Here is a 21,241-nt window from a genome sequence, read left to right on the forward strand (position 1 = left end):
GGAGCCCTCCGTGTCTAGGCTTGCCGACGTGACGGAAACGGGGAGCCGGCGGGTGTTCGCGGACCGCGTCCTGCTCGGGCTGCGGATCCTGCGCGACGACCTGTGGACCGTCCGGGCGGACCCCCTGCCCCCCTCGGTGTGGCTGCGCTGGCTGCCGCACGGGGTGTTGTGGCTGACGGCGGTCGGCATCACGTTCGGCGGCCTGGCCGAGCTGCAGGACCACGGGCGGCTGGGCTTCGGCGGTGCCTTCCTGCTCGCGCTCGCGCAGGGCGGCGCAATCGTCCTCGCCATGTGGCGTCCGATCCCGGCGTGGTGGCTGTCGACGGGCGGCATGGCGGTGGGCGCGGTGACGCTGCTCGACCGGCTGGACACGCCCCCGGGAATGCGCTTCACCTGGCCGTGGCCGGCGTCCGGGATCATCGCGCAGTTGCTGGTCCTGCTGCTCCTCTCGCTGCGGGTCCGGTTCCGGGTGGCCGTCGAGGCGCTGGTGCTGACCGCGCTCGTCACCCTCTTCCTGGAGGGACAGCTGGGCGCGCGGCCGCACGTGTCCACCACGGTGGTGACCATCGCCCTGTCCGCGCTGGTCGTCCCGTTCGGCGCGGCCCTGCGCGGCCGCCGCGAGGCACGCGCGGAGCTCAGTCACCAGTCCACGCTGACCGCCGAGGAGCGGGCCCGGCGCACCCTGCTGGAGGAGCGCAGCCGGATCGCGCGCGAACTGCACGACGTGGTCGCCCACCACATGTCGGTCATCTCCATCCAGGCCCAGGTCGCCCCCCACCTGGTGGAGAACCCGTCGGACGAGCTGCGTGAGAACCTCGACGGCATCCGGCACAACGCCCTGGAGGCGCTGACCGAACTGCGCAGGGTCCTGGGCGTCCTGCGCTCGGAGAGCCCCGACGAGGACGCGCCCGGCGATGCCGGTGTCGTCCCGCACAGCCCGCAGCCCACGCTGGACCGGCTGGACGCGCTGGTCGAGAACACCAGGGCGGCCGGTCTGGCCGTCACCGCGCGGATCGTCGGCGACCGCCGCCCGCTGCCGCCGGGCGTGGAGCTGTCGGCGTACCGGATCGTGCAGGAGGCGCTGAGCAACGTCCTGCGGCACGCGCCGGGGGCCACCGCCCACGTCGAGATCGAGTACATGGCGTACGGGCTGCTGGTGGGGGTCCGCAACACCCGGCCGACCCGGCCCGCTCCGCCGTCGCCGGGTGCCGGGCACGGACTGCTCGGCATGCGGGAGCGGGCGGCGATGCTGGGAGGCGCGCTGACGGCGGAATCCCGGCCGGACGGCGGCTACCAGGTCTTCGCACGGCTCCCGGCCGCCGGTACCGATGAGGGCCCGGCACCCCGCCGCACCCCCGGCACCCCGCCCGGTGCCACCGGGCACACTGGCACCATCCCTGCCCTCGATTCGAAGGACGGCCGTGCATGACGAGCAGCAAGGGCAGCGCCATCCGCGTGGTCATCGCCGACGACCAGCAGATGGTCCGGCAGGGCTTCACCGTGCTGCTGAACGCCCAGCCCGGCATCGAGGTGGTCGGCCAGGCGGTGGACGGACTGGACGCGGTGGTGAAGGTCGCCGAACTCGTCCCGGACGTGGTCCTCATGGACATCCGCATGCCCGAGCTCGGCGGCATCGAGGCCACCCGCCGGATCGTCGGCGAACGCCCGGACATCAAGGTGCTGGTGCTGACCACCTTCGACCTGGACGAGTACGTGTACGAGGCGTTGCGGGCCGGGGCGTCCGGGTTCCTGCTCAAGGACGCGTCCGCGGACAAGCTCGCCGAGGCGGTCCGGGTGGTGGCGGCCGGCGACGCGCTGCTCGCGCCCGGCGTCACCCGCCGGCTGATCGCCCAGTTCTCCCAGCTGGACGGTGGCGGGGTGCGCGCCCCGCTGAAGACGCGCGTCGGCGATCTGACCGAGCGGGAGACAGAGGTCCTCTCGCTGATCGCGCAGGGGCTGTCGAACGCGGAGATCGCCGAGCGGCTGGTCGTCGCCGAGCAGACCGTGAAGACGCATGTGGGCCGCATCCTGGTGAAGCTGGGCCTGCGCGACCGGACCCAGGCGGCGGTGTTCGCGTACGAGTCGGGGCTGGTACGGCCGTCGGGATACTGACGGCCCGGAGACGGCCCGGAGCCTCGTGGTGACGCTCTGGGCGGAGCCTTGTGGCGGACCCTCGGTGGACCCCCGTAGTACCTGAGGGGGACGCCGAAGGACCGACTCACTGGTGACGACGGTGACCCCGGCCGCCGCATACCGTCGTGTACGTGACCGAGACGACCCAGACGCACACGATGCCATCGGAGCCACCGGACGGCGCGTTCGAGCCGTACAAGCCGCGCAGCCCGGAGATCCGGGCGGTGCTGGACGCCCTGCGCAGGCTGCGGCAGGACCTGTTCCAGGATGCCTTCGCCTACCGGCCGTTGCCCCCGCTGAGCAGTGACGGCCCGCGCATCCGCCGCCTGTCCTCCCGCATGCGGGAGTACGCGGTCTGGACCCCGCATCTCGCGGTGGCCGCGGCCGGCGTGGTGGCGCTGCTGGCGACCGTCACGGACCGCTCGCCGGGATCGGCCGGGGCCCTGCTGGCCGGCCTGGTCGTCCTGGCCCCCGTGCTGCTGACGCTGGCGCGTCCGGTCGCCGCCTTCTGGCTGTCGCTCGTCGCGAGCTGGGCCGGCACCCTGCTGGACAGGTCCTGGGACGACTGGCCGTGGACGATGGGCAACTTCATCTCCCACCTGGTGGTGCTCACGGTCGTCGCGGTCCGCACCCGGCCGCGCACGGCGGCCTGGATGTGGGCGATCACCGCGTTCTACGGTTTCACGTTCGTCTCGGTCCTCGGCGGCAGCCACTACACCAACGACGTCGGCCCGATGCTGGTCGTCTCCGCGATAGCCCTGCTGACGGTCTCCGTCCGGCAGATCCGCCGGGAGGCCGAGCAGACGGTGACCGCGCAGCAGTCGGAGACGGCACACGAGCGTTCCCGGCGCACGCTCCTCGAAGAGCGCACGACGATCGCCCGTGAACTGCACGACGTGGTGGCCCATCACATGTCCGTCGTCGCCATCCAGGCGGAAGCCGCCCCGTACCGGGTGGAGAACCCGCCGCCCGAGCTGGAGAAGGCGTTCGTCACGATCCGGGAGAACGCGGTGGCGGCGCTCACCGAGCTGCGCCGGGTCCTGGGCGTGGTCCGTGCCGAGGACTACGAGGCCCCGGACGCCCCGCAGCCCACCCTCGCCGACCTGGACGCGCTGCTCGCCAATGTGCGGGAGGCGGGCCTGACCGTCGACAAGGGGGTGACCGGCGCGGTCCGTGAACTCCCGCAGGGCGTGGAGCTGTCGGCGTACCGCATCGTCCAGGAGGCTCTCAGCAACACCCTGCGCCACGCGCCGGGTGCGCCCGCCCGGGTGGAGATCGGATACGTGATCGGCGGACTGGGGCTGCGCATAGTCAACGGCCCCCCGCCCCGGCCCGCCCTCCTCAAACCCTCTCCCGGCGCCGGTCACGGCATCACGGGCATGCGCGAGCGTGTGTCGATGCTGAACGGCGAGATGACAGCGGCCCCGACGGCCGAGGGAGGCTACGAGGTGACGGTCTTCCTGCCGGCCGTCACCCTTACCGAAGGTGATGCATGACCATCCGCGTACTGATCGCGGACGACCAGATGATGGTGCGCGAGGGCTTCTCGGTCCTGCTGAACGCGATGCCGGACATCGAGGTCGTCGGCGAGGCGGTCAACGGCCGTGAGGCGGTGGACCGCGTCAGTGAACTCGCCCCCGACGTGGTCCTGATGGACATCCGGATGCCCGAACTGAACGGCATCGAGGCGACGAGGGAGATCGTGGCCGTCGACAGCACGGCCAAGGTCCTGGTCCTGACGACCTTCGACCTGGACGAGTACGTCTACCAGGCCCTGCGTGCCGGAGCCTCCGGCTTCCTCCTCAAGGACGCCTCGGCCCGTCAACTGGCGGAGGGCGTGCGGGTGGTGGCGGCGGGCGAGGCCCTCCTCGCCCCGTCGGTGACCAAACGCCTGATCACGGAGTTCTCCAGACTCTCCGGCACCCCGCGTCTGATGCCCACGGCCCATGCGGCCTACGGCGACCTCACCGACCGTGAGACGGAGGTCCTGGTCCTCATCGCCCAGGGCCTCTCGAACGCGGAGATGGCCGAACGCCTGGTGGTGGCCGAGTCCACGATCAAGACCCATGTCAGCCGCATCCTGGTCAAGCTGGGCCTGCGCGACCGGACCCAGGCGGCGGTCTTCGCCTACGAGGCACGCCTGGTGACACCGGGCTAGCGGCCGAAAGGCGCGGGCTGGGGGCCGAACTGGGGGCACATGCCATAAGCACGATCGTTGTTGCGATTCGGTCGCGAGCTGTACAGCTGTGGAAACAGTGTGCTCGTGTTGTGTTTGAATAGTGAAGGAATCGGCCAGATGGCTTGTTTCAGTCGCCCTGTTGATTCCCCTTCTTCTCTCCCCCCTTCACTCCCCACTCTTTCGCATCCCTCCCGCTACCTCCGGCGGGAGGTGCCGGCGCCCCCGTTTCGCGTGAAGAAAGTTGCCCGCGATGACCGCTGACGTGTCCGAGTTCCACTATGGCCTGATCACCCCGATAGTCGCGTATCTGATGGCATGTCTGGGTGCCGTGCTGGCCCTGCGCTGCACGACCCGATCGATAGGCCGCGGGCGGGGCCAGAGGCGGCTGGGCTGGCTCGCCCTGGGGGCGGTCTCCCTCGGCTGCGGCATCTGGACCATGCACTTCATCGCGATGATCGGCTTCAGCGTGGACGGCGCCCTGGTGAGTTACGACGCCGGCCGGACGGTGCTGAGTCTCCTCGTCGCCATCGCGGTGGTCGCCGTCGGCGTCTTCCTGGTCGGCTACCGGGGCTCGGGCCCCGTCACCCTGGGCGCGGCGGGCGTCGTCACCGGTCTCGGGGTGGCGGCGATGCACTACCTCGGCATGACCGCGATGCACACCGGCGGCACCGTGCACTACGACACCACGGTCGTCGTCCTCTCCGTACTGATCGCCGTGCTCGCCGCGACCGCCGCGCTCTGGGCGGCGGTGTCGATCAGCGCGGTGTGGGCGACCGTCGCGGCCAGCCTGGTGATGGGCGCGGCGGTGTCGGCCATGCACTACACCGGCATGGCCGCGGTGAGCGTCCACATCCCGCAGATGGAGACGGGCGGCCAGTCCTCGACGAGCCTGCTGTCCTTCCTCCTGGTCATGCTGGCCGGTCCGGTCGCGGCCCTGGTCCTGGCCGGGGCGATCGTCATGTTCGACCCCGAGGTGGTGGGCGGCCAGTCCGACCAGCAGCCCACCGACCGCCCGGAACCCGTGACGACCCGGCGTCTCATGTCCTGACGTCCGCACGCCTCCTCGGCACACTCGGTGGCCCCCGCAACGATCACCTCGGGGCCGGTGAAACCGATCCGCCAGTCGGGTGAAGCCCCTGCTCGGAGCCTGTTGGCGGGGGACCCGATCGGGCTACATCAAGAGACATGATCAAGCTCCTGGAGCGCGGCCTGACCGCGCTCGCGCTGACCGCTGTCCCCCTCCTCGTCACCGCCCTGCCCGTCCAGGCGACCGCGGTGCCGCAGTACTTCCAGATCACCACGCAGCTGAACGGCAAGTGCCTGGCCTCCAACGGCGACAACGTCGAGGTGCAGACCTGCAACGCCGGCACCGGCAACCAGCTCTGGTACTGGTCGGGCAAGAAGCTCGTCAACGGCGCCGAGCAGCACTGTCTCGACGTGAAGAACGGCGAGGTCAACGCCGCGGCCCAGGTCGTCGGCGACTGCCACGGCCTGGCCAACCAGCGCTGGTACAAGGACGGCAGCTGGCTGCGCTCGGACGTCAACAGCCAGTGCCTGAGCATCCAGAACAACGGCGACCAGCGCGAGCACGCGGGGATCAACGTCCGCAACTGCGGCTCCAACACCTGGCAGTGGTGGACCCTGCCCAACCCGTAAGCCCGTGAGACACCCCTGGTCAGGAGGGGGACCGGCGGTCTAACGTCCGTCCATGGCAGCCTTCGACCCCTGGGACCCGGACTTCCTCGCCGACCCGTACCCCTCCTACGCCGAGCTCCGCTCCCGGGGCCGGGTGCAGTACTACGAGCCCACCGACCAGTGGCTGGTCCCGCACCACGCCGACGTCTCGGCGCTGCTGCGGGACCGGCGGCTGGGGCGGGCGTACCAGCACCGGTTCACCCACGAGGACTTCGGGCGGACCGCACCGCCGCCGGAGCACGAGCCGTTCCACACGCTCAACGACCACGGCATGCTCGACCTCGAACCCCCGGACCACACCCGCATCCGCCGCCTGGTGTCGAAGGCGTTCACCCCGCGCACCGTCGAGCGGCTCAAACCGTACGTGGCCAAGCTCGCCGGCGAACTCGTCGACGACCTGGTCCACCAGGGCGGCGGCGACCTGCTCGCCGACGTCGCCGAACCGCTCCCGGTCGCCGTCATCGCCGAGATGCTGGGCATCCCGGAGGCCGACCGGGCCCCGCTGCGGCCCTGGTCGGCGGACATCTGCGGAATGTACGAGCTGAACCCCTCGCAGGAGACGGCGGCGCGGGCGGTCCGGGCCTCGGTGGAGTTCTCCGACTATCTGCGGGAGCTGATCGCCGAGCGGCGCGACGAGCCCGGCGAGGATCTCATCTCGGGGCTCATCGAGGCCCACGACGAGGGCGACCGGCTCACCGAGCAGGAGATGATCTCCACGGCCGTCCTGCTCCTCAACGCCGGCCACGAGGCGACCGTCAACGCCACGGTCAACGGCTGGTACGCCCTCTTCCGCAACCCCGCCCAGCTCGCCGCCCTCCGCGCCGACCACTCCCTGGTCCCCACCGCCGTGGAGGAGTTGATGCGCTACGACACCCCGCTCCAGCTCTTCGAACGCTGGGTGCTGGACGAGATCGAGATCGACGGCACGACGATTCCGCGAGGCGCGGAGATCGCGATGCTCTTCGGCTCCGCCAACCACGACCCTGAGGTGTTCCACCACCCCGGGGAACTCGACCTGACCCGCAGCGAGAACCCCCACATCTCCTTCAGTGCCGGCATCCACTACTGCATCGGCGCACCACTGGCCCGTATCGAGCTGGCGGCCTCCATGACGGCCCTGCTGGAGAAGGCCCCGAAGCTGAGCCTCGCGGAAGAGCCGCAACGCAAGCCCAACTTCGTCATCAGAGGGCTGGAGGGCCTGCGGGTGACGTCAGCCGGCTCCTAGGCGGCGTGCCGCGCGCAGGACTTCCTGGACCGCGCCCGGGTGCTCCAGCTGGAGGAGGCCGGCCTCCCGGCCCTGGTGGAAGATGCGCAGCCGGGGCCCGTCGACCAGCAGCCGCAGGCCGTTCCAGGGGTAGGTCCACAGCAGGTCGGCCTGCTCCCAGAGTTGCAGGTTCCGGGTGGTCAGCCGCAGCTGGTAGGGGGCGTTCTCGTAGGGCGTCGGCCGGCGCGCCGGGGTGAACGGGGGCTTCACGGTGTAGGTGCTCAGCAGGGCTTCGCCGGGTTCCGGCGTCTCCTTGCGGATCCTGTTCTCACGGCCTGTCCGGGCCCCCGCCCACGCGGCGAAGCCGGCACACAGTGCGGTGAACGGCCAGATGATCCACCAGGGGATACGGGCGGCGTAGCCCTGGACGAGGAGTCCCGCGCCGGCCGCGAGACCGGCCACGCAGGCACCGGACACGGCCGCCCGGCGTATCCGCCGCTGTCTCCGTCCCTCCGCGCTCCGCCGGCTGCCGTGCCATGTGACTCCCCTCCGGATCGTCCGGATCAACGATGTGGAGGAAGACACGGCGGGCCGGAAAATGGTTGCACCATGCAGGCTTCTCAGCGGCCGATGCGCCGGGCCAGGGCCCAGACACAGAGGGACAGGGCGATCCCGCCGAGGACCGCCAGCGGCAGTTCGGCGTAGAGCACGCTCCAGTCCGGGGCCTGTTCGAAGCGCGAGAACCGGTGCCGGAAGTCGACGGCCCACACCGCGAGTCCCGCACCGGCGCCGACGGCCGCGGTCAGGCAGCCCGCCGCGGCCTGCATACGTTGTCCCATGTCAGGGAGGGACGTGTGCGGGCCGGGCGAGGTTCCCAGTACGGGTCGTCAGGTCGTCAGGTCTCGTCTGCGCAACCTCGCGAGCCCGCCGGCCGCCAGCACCGCCGCCAGCCCGGTGAGGACCAGGACCGGTCCCCAGGCCATCTCCCCGCCCGGCAGCTTCGGCAGGTGGCCGAAGGGGGAGAGGTCCAGGACCGGTCGGGGGGCGTTCAGGGCCGGGCCCACCCAGCCGATCAGCAGCACCGCCACCGCCACTGCCCAGGCCGCCGGGGCCAGCCGGGGCGCGACCCCGTACAGCAGCAGCGCCAGGGCGCCGATCACCCAGACCGCCGGGAGCTGCACCAGGCAGGCGCCCAGGACCGGGCCCACCTCCTTGCCGTAGCCGACCGCGAAGCCCAGGCCCGCCAGCAGCATGATCAGGGCCGAGCCGCCGAACGCGATCGTCAGATGCCCGGCCGCCCAGCGCAGCCGGCCCACCGCGCAGGCCAGCAGGGGTTCGGCGCGGCCCGCGGTCTCCTCGCCGTTCAGCCGGAGGACCGACGCCACGACGTACAGCGCGGCGATCAGCCCCATGATCCCGACCATCGAGGCGAGGAACGCGTCGGTGACCCCGCTCTGGCCGCCCATCCGCTCGAAGATCTCCCGGGCGTTGGCGTTGTCGCCGACGAGGTCGGCGGCCCCGTCCGCCAGTCCGCCGAAGACGATCCCCGCCAGGAAGAAGCCGAGCGACCAGCCGAGCACCCCGCCCCGCTGGAGCCGCCAGGCGAGCGCGGCGGCGGAGCCGAGGCGGCCGGCGGCCGGGCCCGGGCGGGTGGGGAAGAAGCTCATCCCCAGGTCACGGCGGCCGGCCAGGACGTACGCCACCGCGGCCTGCGCGAGCACCGCGGCCGTGAAGAGCGACAGCACCCACCAGCGTTCGGCGGCGAAGGGGCGGAGATTCTCCAGCCAGCCGAGCGGCGACAGCCAGGTCAGCGGGGACGAGCCGTCACCGCTCGCCGAGTCGCCCGCCGCACGGAGCACGAAGGCCGCGCCCAGGGCCGCCGACGTCAGACCCCGCGCCAGCCGCGCGCTCTCGGTCAGCTGCGCCACGATCGCCGCCGCCGTCGCGAAGACCATGCCGGTCGCGGCCAGTCCGAGCCCGAAGGCCAGTGCCCCGGCGGTCCCCTGTGCCGCCAGGCCCGCCGTGATCAGCAGGGCCAGCACCCCGTTCGCCACGGCCGCCGCCAGCAGGGCCGCCGTCAGCGACGCCCGGCGGCCCACCGCGCCGGAGGCCAGCAGCTCCGCGCGGCCGGACTCCTCCTCTTCACGGGTGTGCCGTACGACGATCAGCAGGCTGGTCACGGCCGCGAGGACACCGGCGTACACGCCCACCCGCCATGCCGTCAGACCGCCGAGCGAGGTGTCGTAGAGCGGGCCGATCAGGGCCCGGAAGGACGCGTTGGTCCCCAACTGGCGGACGAGATCGGCGCGTTCGGACTCCGTGCCGTACAGGTTCTTCAGGGTGTTCGGCATGGAGAGGACCGTCAGCGCGTTCACCGCGATCCAGACCGGGGTCGTCAGGCGGTCGCGGCGCAGCGCGAAGCGCAGCAGGGTGCCGGTGCCCGTGAGCGTGGTCATCGGACGGCCGCCTCGTCCTGGTAGTGGCGCAGGAAGAGTTCCTCCAGGGTGGGCGGGGTGGAGGTCAGGGAGCGTACGCCGGTCTCGGTCAGCGAGCGCAGGACGGCGGTGAGGTGGTCGGAGTCGACCTGGAGGCGGACGCGGTGGCCCTGGACGTCGAGGTCGTGCACGCCGGGGAGGCGGGCCAACCCGTTGGGGGGTCCGGCGAGTTCGGCGGTCACGCTGGTGCGGGTGAGATGGCGCAGGTCGGCCAGTGAACCGGACTCGACGGTACGGCCGCCCCGGATGATGCTGACGCGGTCGCAGAGTTCCTCGACCTCGCTCAGGATGTGGGAGGAGAGCAGGATCGTCCGGCCTCGGTCGCGCTCCTCCTCCACGCAGCGCTGGAAGACCTCCTCCATCAGGGGGTCCAGGCCGGAGGTCGGCTCGTCCAGGATCAGCAGGTCCACGTCCGAGGCGAACGCGGCGACCAGGGCGACCTTCTGGCGGTTGCCCTTGGAGTAGGTGCGGCCCTTCTTGGTGGGGTCCAGCTCGAAGCGGTCGAGCAGCTCGGCCCGGCGACGCGGATCGAGGCCGCCGCGCAACCGGCCGTAGAGGTCGATGACCTCGCCGCCCGAGAGGTTGCGCCACAGGGTCACGTCTCCGGGGACGTAGGCGATCTGGCGGTGCACCGCCACGGCGTCCTTCCAGGGATCGCGGCCGAGGATCTGCGCGGCGCCGGAGTCGGGGCGCAGCAGGCCGAGCAGGACCCGGATGGTCGTGGACTTCCCGGCGCCGTTGGGGCCGAGGAAGCCGTGCACCTCGCCGGCCTCGACGTCCAGGTCGAGGCCGTCCAGGGCCTGGGTGCGGCCGAAGGACTTGTGCAGCCCGGCGACCGTGATTGCCTTCGTCATGGTTCAGAACGTACGCTGTCTTCAGAAACTTGTGAAGTTAAGGAAGCGTAGAAAGTGAGTGAAGCCCCGATAGGCTGGTGACCATGACTACGGATGCGGTGGGGCGCGATCAGGAGGCCGTCTCGAAGTTCGTGGAGAGCTTCGCGGCGCAGCTGGTGGAGGCCGGGATGCAGCGCATGCCGGCCCGGATCTTCGCGGCCCTGCTGTCCTCCGACTCGGGCACCCTGACCGCGGCGGAACTGGGGGAGCAGTTGCAGGTCAGTCCGGCGGCGGTGTCCGGCGGGGTGCGCTACCTGGCCCAGCAGCACATGGTCGCGCGCGAACGGGAGCCGGGCTCCCGGCGGGAGCGGTACCGGGTGCACAGCAACCAGTGGTACGAGGCCCTCACCAACCGCGAGGCCGTGATCAAGCGGTGGGAGGGCGCGCTGCGGGACGGCGTGAGCAGCCTCGGCGCCGACACCCCGGCGGGGCGGCGGATGGCCGAGACGCTCGCGTTCTTCGAGTTCGTGGACGGGGAGATCGCGGCGATGATGGAGCGGTGGCGGGTGCACCGGGACGAGCTCTTCGGGCGGGACTGAAGCGCCCTCAGGGTCCTTCGTCGGGTGCCGTCAGCTGCTCCTGCAACCGCCCGTGCCGGAACTGGTACACCGCCCCCGCCCGCCTCAGCACCCTTCGGTCGCACGCGTCCTCCAGGAACGTGACCAGCCGCCAGGGCAGTCGGCCCGTCAGCGGCAGCCAGACACGGGCCAGCGCGACCCACTGCCCCCACGCGGTCAGGCAGAGCCCGTACCCGAGGCCGCCGGCGAACGCCCCCTCGATGCCGAAGACGAGGCCCAGCTGGATGCTGCGGAGCGGGGTCTCGGTGAAGCTGCCCCCGAACCAGGCGATGAAGCCGAACACGAGTGCCCAGACGAGGATGTGGGCGTGGACGTTCCTGCGGTTCATCCGCAGCAGGTCCACGCAGCTCATGGACTTGTCCGCGTCGACCGTCGTCTCCAGCCAGGCCGTGATGCCGAGCACCAGCCCGGTCCCGAGACCCACGATGAGCGGGAACTGGGCCGCGGACACCAGCCCGCCGCCGAGCCCGTCGTCGAGTCCGAGCCAGGGCACGACGGAGCGGTCGACGGCGACGATGGCGACCGCGCCCGCCAGAGCGACCAGTGAACCGATGGTGATTCTGCTCGACAGCTTCTCCCCCAGCTGCCGTTGGGCGTCACGGCGGAGCGTGATCTCGATCGGTGACGGTTTCAGCAGGTCGTTGCCGCTCGCCCGGTGGTAGATGAAGCCGAACGCCACTCCGAGCAGCAGCCCGTGCAGGGACCCGACGACCAGCCCGCGCCGGACCGCGAAGCCGAGCCCGTGCGAGGTGGCGACCAGGTCGACGGGGATGTTGCCGATCGCGGTGACGACGGCGAAGGACAGCCCGGAGAGGAACGCGATCACGGCGGTCCGCTGCCGCAGCGGCAGCGTGGTGCCCAGTTCCCACCAGGCCAGGTTGGGGGTCGGGGTCTCGCGCTGCTTGAGGTCGTGGGCGAGGTAGGTGAGCCAGCGTTGTGCGCGCCGCGCCTGCGCCGGGCGCCGGTACACCGAGGGGAGGAACGCGGCGAGAAGGTGCCGCTCAAGACGGTCCGGGGTCGGGAACTCCGCGGCGTCCAGCAGCGCGTCCGGGCCGCTGGTGCCGCGCCCGCCGTGGACGGCCGCGGCCAGGGCGACCATCAGCGGTGTGGAGAGCGCCTGGCGCAGCGGGCCGTCGGGGTTGGCGTCCATGTCGGCCAGCACGGGGTCCCAGCCGGATCTGGCGGCCTGGGGACTGGTGCGCCGCAGATACGTCACCGAGTCGTCAGGGGGGAGGTCGGCCAGCACGACGACGGCGGCGCGCTCCAGCCCCGTGGTGCCCTCGACCGCTTCCTTGTACTCGTCGTAGCGGCTGGTGAGGACGTACCGCAGCCATGTGGTGGAGAGTTTCTCCCGTGCGTCGTCGCGGAGGCCCTCGGGGATCTCGTCGAATCCGTCCAGGACGGGCAGGATCAGTTCCGCGCTCACCAGTCTCTCGGCCAGAGTCATCCCCCCGTCGGAGGGGACGGTGGCCAGCCAGGGCCGGTCACGGCTCAACTGGTCACTCAGCCAGCGGGTCAGCCCGACCTCGCCGGGGTTCCACGAACCGAGACTGAAGATCTCCGCGACGGCCGCACCGGCGGGGCGTTTCGCCAGCCACTGCAGGACGAACTGCGTGCCCAGCACGCTCTTGCCCGAACCGGCCTTGCCCAGCACCACCAGACGGCCGGTCGGGATCCGCTCGTAGACCTCGGCGATCTGGTCCAGCCGGCCGGTCAGGTTCTTCTTCCTGGTCCTGTCTCCCCAGACGAGTTCCGGATCCTCCGTCGCCAACTCCCCGTCGTCAGGGGGCGTCCAGCGGACGTGCAGCCGTCGGCCGTCCCGGATGCCGAGCTGCGCCTGCTCGTCCCGTCGGCGCAGCAGGACGCTCGCGGCCAGTTCGTCCTGCGCCGGCCTGCCGGTGCCGATGTTCACCACGTTGATGGACTTGGCGACGACCTGCGTTCCGCTGCCGCTCTGCTGCGCATTGATGACGTGCGGTGCCTGCTCCTCCCCGCCCGGCGCCTCCTCAGCCATCGTCACCCCGCCGCCGGAACCACACCGCGCTGCCCACCGCGGCCAGTGCCACGACCAGCACGCCGGCCGCCGCGCGCAGCGGGACCGGGAAAGCCGTACGGTCCTGCGCGCTGCTGTGCAGGTCGGAGTCGGCCTTGGGCGCGGCGAAGGTTGGCGCACCGCCGGAGGCGGCCGACGCCGACGCAGACGCCGTACCGCTCGCGGTGACCGAGCCGGTCGGGTCGGGGCTGCGGGAGGTGCCCGGATGAGTCCCCGAGGTCCCCTGACCTCTCCCCTGACCCTCCGCCGCCGAGCCGGACCCGGCCCCGGACCCCGACCCCGATCCGGAGCCACGGTCCCCGCCCCCTGCCCCCGCCCCCGACGCCGTGGGCGACGGCTGCCGCTGCGTCCTGGGCAGGATCCGGAACGACGACAGAACCTTGTCCTGCCCCGAGTCCGCGCTGCACGACGCGTTCACCGTGCCCAGCAGGGTCTTGCTGCCGTCCGCCTGCCTCGGCGTGATGCTCATGTCGATCGCGCCGACGACGATGTCCGCGGTGCCCGCCTCGGTGAACGTCAGCGACGGCGCGGTCCCGTTCGCCGGGACCGTCATGGACCCGGAGGACGGGATCTGGGTCACGGGCACGTCCATCGGTACGGTGACGGGGACGTTCCCCTGCGGCGCGGCCACCACGGCGGTCACCTTCGCCGTGCCCTCGATGCTCGTCGCGCCGGCCACCCGCAGCGTCTGCGGGATGAGCGCCCCGACCGTCGCCGACGCGGTCATCGGCAGCCGGGGGGTGGGCCGGCCGACCACGTGGGTGTCCGAGTCGTCCCACACGACCGACGCCGTCATCGGCTGGCCGCTGATGGCGCCGAACGCGCAGGTGTACTGGAAGGTGCGGGGAGCGGGTGCCGCGCTCGCGGTCCCGGGGGTGACGACGAGGACGACACAGGCGGCCGATGCGGCGACCGTACGTCCGGCTAATGCGGCGACCGTACGTCCCGCTCGTAATCCACCTGACATGCATGCACCTTAGGGACGTGGACGCGGGGCGTCTGCCCGGACGGCGGGACCTTCACCCCGCTTCCACGAACCGCAGGACACATACGCTCCCTACCGCTCCCTGGTCTCCTCCAGCACCGTCCGCCCCAGCAGCGCGTACCGCTCCGGTGACCTGCGCTTGAGGTACTGCGCGTAGCCGACGCCGGTCCCGGCGACCAGTGCCACCAGCCACGGCGTCGCCTTCAGCAGCAGCGAGCCGGACTCCGTGCCCGCCGCGACGCCCATGTTGGACACCAGCAGCACGACCACGGCGAGCATCGCGATGCCGCCGACGAGCGGGGCGGTGAAGGTCCTGAACCAGTGCCGGCTCTCGGGGTGGTGCTTGCGGAAGTACACCAGCACCGCGAACGAGCACACGGCCTGCACGACCAGGATCGCCATCGTGCCGAGGATGGCCAGCAGGACGTAGAGGGCGTTGTACGGGTCCTTGCCCGCGGCCCAGAACGCCCCGATCAGGACGGCGGAGATCACCGTCTGGACCAGGCCCGCGATGTGCGGGGAGCCGTGCCGGGCGTGGGTGCGGCCGATGGTGTTCTGGAGCGAGGGGAGGACCCCTTCGCGGCCCAGCGCGTACATGTAGCGGGCGGCGCAGTTGTGGAAGGCCATGCCGCAGGCGAGCGAGCCGGTGACCATCAGCCACTGCATGAGGACGACCGCCCAGTGGCCGACGTACTGCTCGGTCGGGTTGAAGAAGAGGGCGAGGGGGTTGGCGGAGGAGGCGGCCTTGACGGCCTCCGTCTCGCCGTTGCCGATGATGGCCATCCAGGAGACGAAGACGTAGAAGACACCGACGCCGAGGACCGAGATCATCGTCGCCTTGGGGATGATCTTCTTCGGGTCGCGGGACTCCTCGCCGTACATCGCCGTCGACTCGAAGCCGACCCACGACCAGAAGGCGAAGAAGAGGCCGAGCCCCGCGGACGTGCCCTTGAAGGCGTTGACCGGGTTGACCGGGCCGAAGGTGAAGCCGTGCGGGCCGCCGCCGTGCAGGGCGACCGAGATCGCCATCGCCGCGAGGACCGTCACCTCGGTGCCGAGCAGTACGACGAGGAGCTTCTCGGCGACGCTGACGCCGAACCAGGTGCCGGTCGCGTTGATGGCGAGCATCAGGATCGCGAACGCCCACCACGGGACGTCGAGTCCGGTCTGGTCCTTCAGGGTCGTGTTGGCGAAGACCGAGAAGATGCCGATCAGCGCCGGCTCGAACACGGCGTAGGCGAAGGTGGCGAGCAGCCCCGACGCCAGGCCCGCCGTGCGGCCGAGACCGTAGGAGATGAAGCCGTAGAAGGCGCCCGTCGACGTGATGTGCTTCGCCATCGACGTGAAACCGACGGAAAAGATTGCCAGGACGACCATTGCGACGAGATAGCTCGCCGGAGCGCCGATGCCGTTGCCCGACGACACCATGAAGGGCACGTTGCCGGTCATCGCGGTGATCGGCGCGGCGGTCGCGACGGCCATGAAGACCACCCCGAGCAGGCCGATCGCGTTGGGCTTCAGCCGGTGGACCGTGCTGTCCGCGTCTGTCTTCGCCGCCGGGGCGACTCCCTCGTCCACTGCCATCGGGGTGGCCCCTCTCCTGCTGCTCGCTGGCTGTACTGGACCGGAACTCTGAAGCCCGAATGAGTCGGTAGAGGGTCTCGGGGCGTTAAATGTTTGTCAACCAGACCTTTAGAAATCTGACGCAATCTGTCGGCAACACCCTCCTCGTACGGTCGCCGCCATGAGCACGTACACGGCCACCCTCGGCGGCGAACGCCACCGCTTCGACTCCCTGGCCCGCCTGCTGGCCGCCGCGAGCCCGGAACGCTCCGGCGACCGGCTGGCCGGCCTCGCCGCCGCGAGCGCCCGGGAGCGGGTCGCCGCCCGCTGGGCGCTCGCGGAGGTGCCGCTCACCACCTTCCTGACCGAGCCGGTGATCCCGTACGAGACCGACGACGTGACCCGGCTGATCCTCGACACCCACGACCCGGTGGCGTTCGCGCCGGTGGCCGGGCTGACGGTCGGCGAGTTCCGGGAGTGGCTGCTGGCCGCGGACACCGGATCCCTGGCCGCGGTGGCGCCCGGACTCACCCCGGAGATGGCCGCCGCCGTGTCCAAGCTGATGGGCAACGCCGACCTGGTGTCCGTCGCCCGCAAGGTGCGGGTGGTCACCGCCTTCCGCTCGACGATCGGCCTGCCGGGCCGCCTGGCCACCCGCCTCCAGCCGAACCACCCCACCGACGACCCGGCGGGCGTGGCGGCCGCCCTCCTCGACGGCCTCCTCCTCGGCTCCGGCGACGCGGTGATCGGCATCAACCCGGCGACGGACAGCCCGAAGGCGGTACGGGACCTGCTGGAACTCCTGGACGGCGTGATCGGCCGCTACGCCATCCCCACCCAGTCCTGCGTCCTGTGCCATGTCACGACGAGCGTGGACCTGATGGAGCGCGGCGCCCCGGTCGACCTCGTCTTCCAGTCCATCGCCGGTACGCAGGCGGCGAACGCCTCCTTCGGCGTCACCCTCGGCCTGCTCGACGAGGCGTACGAGGCGGCCCGCGGGCTGCGGCGGGGCACGGTCGGCGACCACGTCATGTACTTCGAGACCGGGCAGGGCAGCGCCCTGTCGGCGGACGCGCACCACGGCGTGGACCAGCAGACGGTGGAGGCGAGGGCGTACGCCGTGGCCCGCCGCTACCGGCCCCTCCTGGTGAACACGGTCGTCGGCTTCATCGGCCCGGAGTACCTCTACGACGGCCGCCAGATCCTGCGGGCCGCCCTGGAGGACCACTTCTGCGGCAAGCTCCTCGGCCTGCCCATGGGCCTGGACATCTGCTACACGAACCACGCCGACGCGGACGACGACGACATCGCCACCATGCTGACCATGCTCGCCGTCGCGGGCGCCTCCTTCGTGATCTGCACACCGGGCGGCGACGACATCATGCTCAACTACCAGTCCGCCTCCTACCACGACGCGCTCTACCTGCGGGAGGTGCTCGGCCTGCGCCCGGCGCCGGAGTTCGAGGCGTGGCTGGAGTCGATCGGGCTGCTGGACGGGGACGGCGGCCTGCGCGAGGTCAGCGGCCATCCGCTGACGGCGATCGGAAGGGAACTGGCCGCATGACCGACACGACCGACACGGCCGAGGTAGCCGACATGACCGAGGTGACCGAGGCGACCGGCGTGATCGAGATGACCGGCATGGCCGAGGTGTCCGGCACGACCGAAGTGGCCGACGTGCCCGAGGGGACCACCGTCGGTCCCGACGACCTGTGGCCGCTGCTGCGCCGCCACACCCAGGCCAGGATCGGCCTCGGCCGCTCCGGCTCCGCCCTCCCCACCCACCACCGGCTGGGCCTCCAGGCCGCGCACGCGGCCGCCCGGGACGCGGTGCACTCGCCGTTCGACCCGGACGCGGTGGCGGCGGGCCTGGCGGGGCTGCCGACGGCACGGGTCCGCAGTGCGGCCGACGACCGGCTGACCTACCTCCAGCGCCCCGACCTGGGCCGCCGCCTGCACCCCACGGACCGGGCGCACCTGCCGGCCGGTGACTGGGACGTCGTCTTCGTGGTCGCCGACGGGCTGTCCAGCCGGGCGGTGCACGAGCACGCGGCGGCGGTGGTCCGGGCCACGGCGACCCGCCTGCCCGACTGGCGCGTCGCCCCGGTCGTCCTGGCCGAACAGGCCCGGGTGGCCCTCGGCGACGACATCGCCCACACGATGGGCACCGCCCTGGTGGTCGTCCTGATCGGCGAACGCCCCGGCATGTCGGCGGCGGACTCCCTGGGCGCGTACCTGACGTACCGGCCGGTCCCGGGCGTCACGACGGACGCCGACCGCAACTGCCTGAGCAACATCCGGCCGCCGCTGGGCCTGACGTACGAGGCGGCGGCCGGGAAGCTGGCGACGCTGATGGGGCGGGCGCGGGAGCTGGGGTGCACGGGCGTGACGCTGAAGGACGAGTCCGCATCAGCCCCCGGCGCCGCCGAGCCTGCTGCTATGGGGTCCCCGGCAGGGTCCCCGGCACCGTAAGCCCCCAGGCCCCCTCCACCACCCGCCAGGTCCGCCGCCGTACCGGACCCGCCACCGCCACGTCGGCCCGGTAGCGGAAGTCCGCGCCCGTCACCGTCACCGTCCGCCCGGCGGCCCGTACCGGCGTGGCCTCCGCGCCCACCGACAGCGGCCGTACCTCCACCTCGGCCAGCCCGTCGCGGCCGCCGGGCGTCACCGAGATCCCCTCCACCGGCTGGTCCAGGTCCACCACCGTCCGCCCGTCGACCTCGACCCGCAGCCGCGCGGGCCCCAGGCGGGGCACGGTCTGGGCCGGGCGGGCGGACAGGGACCGTACGAGGGTCTGGTACGGCCGCAGCCACCCCTTGGCCGTGACCGGCTCCGCGGCCTCTGGTACCGCCGCCAGCGGCGGGATCCGCAGCGCGCCGAGCACCACCCCGTCGCTGTCGTCGACCAGCAGGTCCAGGCGCCGCTCCACCCCGTCCAGGACGGCCCGTGCCGCAGCCACCGCACCGGTGGGCACCCCCAGCGCGTGCGCGACGCCCAGCGCGCCTCCCACCGGGACCACGGACAGCACACATCCGGCCAGCTCCCGCTGCCGGTGCAGCAAGGTCACCGCACGGATCAGCGCGCCGTCGTCGCCCACCACCACCGGCCGCCGCGACCCCCTGCGGGAAAGGACCCGGGCGAATTCCTCGGGCCCGTCCGGCAGGCACACCTTCGTGGTCGCACCCGCGCTGAGCACGTCTTTCGCGATCCGGACGGACTCACCGTCCGTCTGCAGTGCCGCCGGATCGATGATCACCAGCAGCTGATCGGACGTCGCGAATGTCGCCACCTCGGTCGTGCCTCGCTTCCTCGGGTAGCATCACTGTGCAAGAGCCCCTTGCGCTATTGCGCCAGGGGCTTCGTCTATTCCGGGGCATCCGGTCCAACGGTTTTGCGGCCAACGACGGTCGCGGTGGTACGCGGCGCCGAACCTTACGCGTACGCCCCTGACCTTGGACATGCCCCGCCCGGAAGGGGTGTACGCGCGTGCCCGCACTTGTGCTGCTCGGTGCTCAGTGGGGTGACGAAGGCAAGGGAAAGGCGACGGATCTGCTAGGCGGCTCCGTCGACTACGTGGTGCGTTACCAGGGTGGCAACAACGCCGGCCACACGGTCGTCGTCGGCGACCAGAAGTATGCGCTCCACCTCCTCCCTTCCGGAATCCTCTCGCCCACGTGTGTTCCGGTCATCGGCAACGGAGTCGTCGTCGACCCCTCGGTCCTGCTCTCCGAGCTGAGCGGTCTGAACGAGCGTGGCGTCGACACGTCCAAGCTCCTGATCAGCGGAAACGCACACATCATCACGCCGTACAACGTCACCGTCGACAAGGTGACGGAACGCTTCCTCGGTAAGCGGAAGATCGGCACGACCGGGCGCGGCATCGGGCCGACGTACGCGGACAAGATCAACCGCGTCGGCATCCGGGTCCAGGACCTGTACGACGAGTCGATCCTGACCCAGAAGGTCGAGGCGGCCCTCGACGTCAAGAACCAGGTCCTCACCAAGCTCTACAACCGGCGCGCGATCGCCATCGAGCAGGTCGTCGAGGAGCTGCTGACGTACGCGGACAAGCTCGCCCCGTACGTCGCCGACACGGTCCTGGTCCTCAACCGGGCCCTGGAGGAGAACAAGGTCGTCCTCTTCGAGGGCGGCCAGGGCACGCTCCTGGACATCGACCACGGGACCTATCCCTTCGTCACGTCCAGCAACCCCACCGCGGGCGGTGCCTGCACCGGCTCCGGTGTCGGCCCGACGAAGATCAGCCGGGTCATCGGCATCCTCAAGGCCTACACGACCCGCGTCGGCGCCGGCCCGTTCCCGACCGAGCTGTTCGACGCGGACGGCGAGGCGCTGCGCCGGATCGGCGGCGAGCGGGGTGTCACCACCGGCCGGGACCGCCGCTGCGGCTGGTTCGACGCGGTGATCGCCCGCTACGCGACCCGCGTGAACGGCCTGACCGACTTCTTCCTGACCAAGCTCGACGTCCTCACCGGCTGGGAGCAGATCCCGGTCTGTGTCGCCTACGAGATCGACGGCAAGCGCGTCGAGGAGCTGCCGTACTCGCAGACCGACTTCCACCACGCGAAGCCGGTCTACGAGACCCTGCCCGGCTGGTCCGAGGACATCACCAAGGCGAAGTCCTTCTCGGACCTCCCGAAGAACGCCCAGAACTACGTCAAGGCGCTGGAGGAGATGTCCGGCGCCCCGATCTCCGCGATCGGCGTGGGCCCGGGCCGGGACGAGACGATCGAGATCAACTCGTTCCTGTAGTCAGGCAGTCAGTCGAACAACGGCGGCCGGCGGATACCGCCGGCCGCCGTTGCATTCGACGACGACCCGCGACTTGACGCCCAACGACGACTAATGATCTTATGCGCAGCGATGCACTGACCACGCATCACTGTAGGGGGATACGTAACAAGCGTGCCGTACAGGCCGCACACGGGGCAATATCTTGCATTTCTTGCACTGTTCGAATCCGCGCTTGCCTGCCTTTCAGGCATCCTCCATACGGGGAACGTGGTCTCTGTCCGTAAGATTGACAATGGAGAGAGACATGAAGAAACTGAAAGTTCTGACGACCCTTTCTGTGTTCCTTTTCGCAAGTCTGGCTTTTGCTCCGCAGGCGTCGGCGACACCCGATGGGTGCGGCGACCTGGACAATGGTCAGCTGTGCATCAGGAAGGTCGACGGGAAATGGGTGACGTCGTACTTCCGGCATTCTGGGGACGGGAGCATCAAGGTCCGGCTCGGCTGGCAGGAAAAGTTCAGCAACGGATATGTGGACAGCGCCCAGTACGATTCCCCGCTGCTTTCCGTCGCGGCCGGCAAGGACGTCAAGTACGGACGGAAGCCCGTGAAGCAGAGCGACAGCTGCATCAGGGGAAACATGAAGCACAACAGCGACGAGTACGTCACCAAGTGGGTGTGTCCCTAGCGTGAAGTGGGCGGGCGGTGCCTGGT

At 71.0% G+C, this 21,241-nt stretch carries 20 protein-coding genes; 12 read left to right on the forward strand and 8 right to left on the reverse strand.

The features are described 5' to 3' along the window. Positions 1-28 precede the first annotated feature (28 nt). The 7 genes from ACFWXC_RS09985 to ACFWXC_RS10015 all read left to right on the forward strand — a co-directional run bounded on the left by ACFWXC_RS09985 (position 29) and on the right by ACFWXC_RS10015 (position 7,232). Entirely contained in the window at positions 29-1,429 is a 1,401-nt protein-coding gene (locus ACFWXC_RS09985) for a sensor histidine kinase (RefSeq protein WP_384475928.1), read from the forward strand. Beyond that, positions 1,426-2,112 (forward strand): response regulator, encoded by a 687-nt coding sequence (locus ACFWXC_RS09990; protein ID WP_384475931.1) that lies wholly within the window; start codon positions 1,426-1,428, stop codon positions 2,110-2,112. The genes ACFWXC_RS09985 and ACFWXC_RS09990 overlap by 4 nt, the downstream gene beginning before the upstream one ends. A 152-nt stretch (positions 2,113-2,264) precedes the next feature. After that, entirely contained in the window at positions 2,265-3,629 is a 1,365-nt protein-coding gene (locus tag ACFWXC_RS09995) for a sensor histidine kinase (RefSeq protein WP_384475934.1), read from the forward strand. Beyond that, a complete protein-coding gene (locus ACFWXC_RS10000) occupies positions 3,626-4,291 on the forward strand; it encodes a response regulator (protein WP_384475937.1) in 666 nt (221 codons plus the stop codon). The genes ACFWXC_RS09995 and ACFWXC_RS10000 overlap by 4 nt, the downstream gene beginning before the upstream one ends. A 271-nt stretch (positions 4,292-4,562) precedes the next feature. Next, on the forward strand, positions 4,563-5,360 hold the full coding sequence (locus ACFWXC_RS10005; RefSeq protein ID WP_384475940.1) for an MHYT domain-containing protein: 798 nt from the start codon (positions 4,563-4,565) through the stop codon (positions 5,358-5,360). A gap of 137 nt (positions 5,361-5,497) precedes the next feature. Further along, entirely contained in the window at positions 5,498-5,968 is a 471-nt protein-coding gene (locus ACFWXC_RS10010; protein ID WP_384475943.1) for an RICIN domain-containing protein, read from the forward strand. Positions 5,969-6,020: 52 nt separating this feature from the next. Further along, positions 6,021-7,232 (forward strand): cytochrome P450, encoded by a 1,212-nt coding sequence (locus tag ACFWXC_RS10015; RefSeq protein WP_384475945.1) that lies wholly within the window; start codon positions 6,021-6,023, stop codon positions 7,230-7,232. On the opposite strand, the gene ACFWXC_RS10020 is transcribed toward ACFWXC_RS10015, so the two are convergent. The 4 genes from ACFWXC_RS10020 to ACFWXC_RS10035 form a co-directional block, all read right to left on the reverse strand. After that, positions 7,218-7,673: a hypothetical protein gene (locus ACFWXC_RS10020; RefSeq protein ID WP_384475948.1), complete on the reverse strand. Its 456-nt coding sequence runs from the start codon at positions 7,671-7,673 to the stop codon at positions 7,218-7,220. The two genes, ACFWXC_RS10015 and ACFWXC_RS10020, sit on opposite strands and share 15 nt — an antisense overlap. Positions 7,674-7,831: 158 nt before the next feature. After that, a complete protein-coding gene (locus ACFWXC_RS10025; RefSeq protein WP_384475951.1) occupies positions 7,832-8,050 on the reverse strand; it encodes a hypothetical protein in 219 nt (72 codons plus the stop codon). A gap of 48 nt (positions 8,051-8,098) precedes the next feature. Then, entirely contained in the window at positions 8,099-9,667 is a 1,569-nt protein-coding gene (locus tag ACFWXC_RS10030; RefSeq protein ID WP_384475954.1) for an ABC transporter permease, read from the reverse strand. Continuing rightward, positions 9,664-10,560 carry an ATP-binding cassette domain-containing protein gene (locus tag ACFWXC_RS10035; protein ID WP_384475957.1) on the reverse strand — a complete coding sequence of 299 codons (897 nt, stop codon included), beginning with the start codon at positions 10,558-10,560 and terminating at the stop codon, positions 9,664-9,666. The genes ACFWXC_RS10030 and ACFWXC_RS10035 overlap by 4 nt, the downstream gene beginning before the upstream one ends. A gap of 83 nt (positions 10,561-10,643) precedes the next feature. Here ACFWXC_RS10035 and ACFWXC_RS10040 point away from each other — a divergent pair, with 83 nt between their 5' ends. Continuing rightward, positions 10,644-11,138, forward strand: a complete 495-nt coding sequence (locus ACFWXC_RS10040) for a GbsR/MarR family transcriptional regulator (protein ID WP_384475960.1) — start codon at positions 10,644-10,646, stop codon at positions 11,136-11,138. Between the two features lie 7 nt (positions 11,139-11,145). Here the strand turns inward: ACFWXC_RS10040 and ACFWXC_RS10045 are convergent, their stop codons facing one another. The 3 genes from ACFWXC_RS10045 to ACFWXC_RS10055 all read right to left on the reverse strand — a co-directional run bounded on the left by ACFWXC_RS10045 (position 11,146) and on the right by ACFWXC_RS10055 (position 15,799). Continuing rightward, positions 11,146-13,191 carry an NACHT domain-containing protein gene (locus tag ACFWXC_RS10045; protein ID WP_384475963.1) on the reverse strand — a complete coding sequence of 682 codons (2,046 nt, stop codon included), beginning with the start codon at positions 13,189-13,191 and terminating at the stop codon, positions 11,146-11,148. Continuing rightward, positions 13,184-14,197 (reverse strand): DUF6801 domain-containing protein, encoded by a 1,014-nt coding sequence (locus ACFWXC_RS10050; protein WP_384475966.1) that lies wholly within the window; start codon positions 14,195-14,197, stop codon positions 13,184-13,186. Before ACFWXC_RS10050 ends, ACFWXC_RS10045 begins: the two co-directional genes overlap by 8 nt. Before the next feature lie 90 nt (positions 14,198-14,287). Then, positions 14,288-15,799, reverse strand: coding sequence for an APC family permease (locus tag ACFWXC_RS10055; protein ID WP_384475969.1), 1,512 nt, complete (start codon positions 15,797-15,799; stop codon positions 14,288-14,290). Between the two features lie 160 nt (positions 15,800-15,959). On the opposite strand from ACFWXC_RS10055, the gene ACFWXC_RS10060 reads away from it, so the two are divergent. Together ACFWXC_RS10060 and eutC are read left to right on the forward strand one after the other, a co-directional pair. Continuing rightward, positions 15,960-17,342 (forward strand): ethanolamine ammonia-lyase subunit EutB, encoded by a 1,383-nt coding sequence (locus tag ACFWXC_RS10060; RefSeq protein ID WP_384475972.1) that lies wholly within the window; start codon positions 15,960-15,962, stop codon positions 17,340-17,342. Beyond that, positions 17,339-18,250 (forward strand): ethanolamine ammonia-lyase subunit EutC, encoded by a 912-nt coding sequence (gene eutC, locus ACFWXC_RS10065; RefSeq protein ID WP_384475975.1) that lies wholly within the window; start codon positions 17,339-17,341, stop codon positions 18,248-18,250. Before ACFWXC_RS10060 ends, eutC begins: the two co-directional genes overlap by 4 nt. Here eutC and ACFWXC_RS10070 read toward each other — a convergent pair. Further along, positions 18,216-19,067, reverse strand: a complete 852-nt coding sequence (locus tag ACFWXC_RS10070; protein WP_384475977.1) for a diacylglycerol kinase family protein — start codon at positions 19,065-19,067, stop codon at positions 18,216-18,218. The two genes, eutC and ACFWXC_RS10070, sit on opposite strands and share 35 nt — an antisense overlap. 197 nt (positions 19,068-19,264) lie before the next feature. Here ACFWXC_RS10070 and ACFWXC_RS10075 point away from each other — a divergent pair, with 197 nt between their 5' ends. Both ACFWXC_RS10075 and ACFWXC_RS10080 read left to right on the forward strand, forming a co-directional pair. Beyond that, positions 19,265-20,548, forward strand: coding sequence for an adenylosuccinate synthase (locus ACFWXC_RS10075; RefSeq protein ID WP_382541770.1), 1,284 nt, complete (start codon positions 19,265-19,267; stop codon positions 20,546-20,548). Between the two features lie 286 nt (positions 20,549-20,834). Then, the gene (locus ACFWXC_RS10080; RefSeq protein ID WP_384475980.1) at positions 20,835-21,215 is read left to right on the forward strand and encodes a hypothetical protein; all 381 of its coding nucleotides are present in this window, start codon (positions 20,835-20,837) and stop codon (positions 21,213-21,215) included. The last annotated feature ends 26 nt before the right edge of the window (positions 21,216-21,241 follow it).

The organism is Streptomyces sp. NPDC058683 (genome assembly GCF_042716195.1).
Classification (GTDB): Bacteria; Actinomycetota; Actinomycetes; order Streptomycetales; family Streptomycetaceae; genus Streptomyces.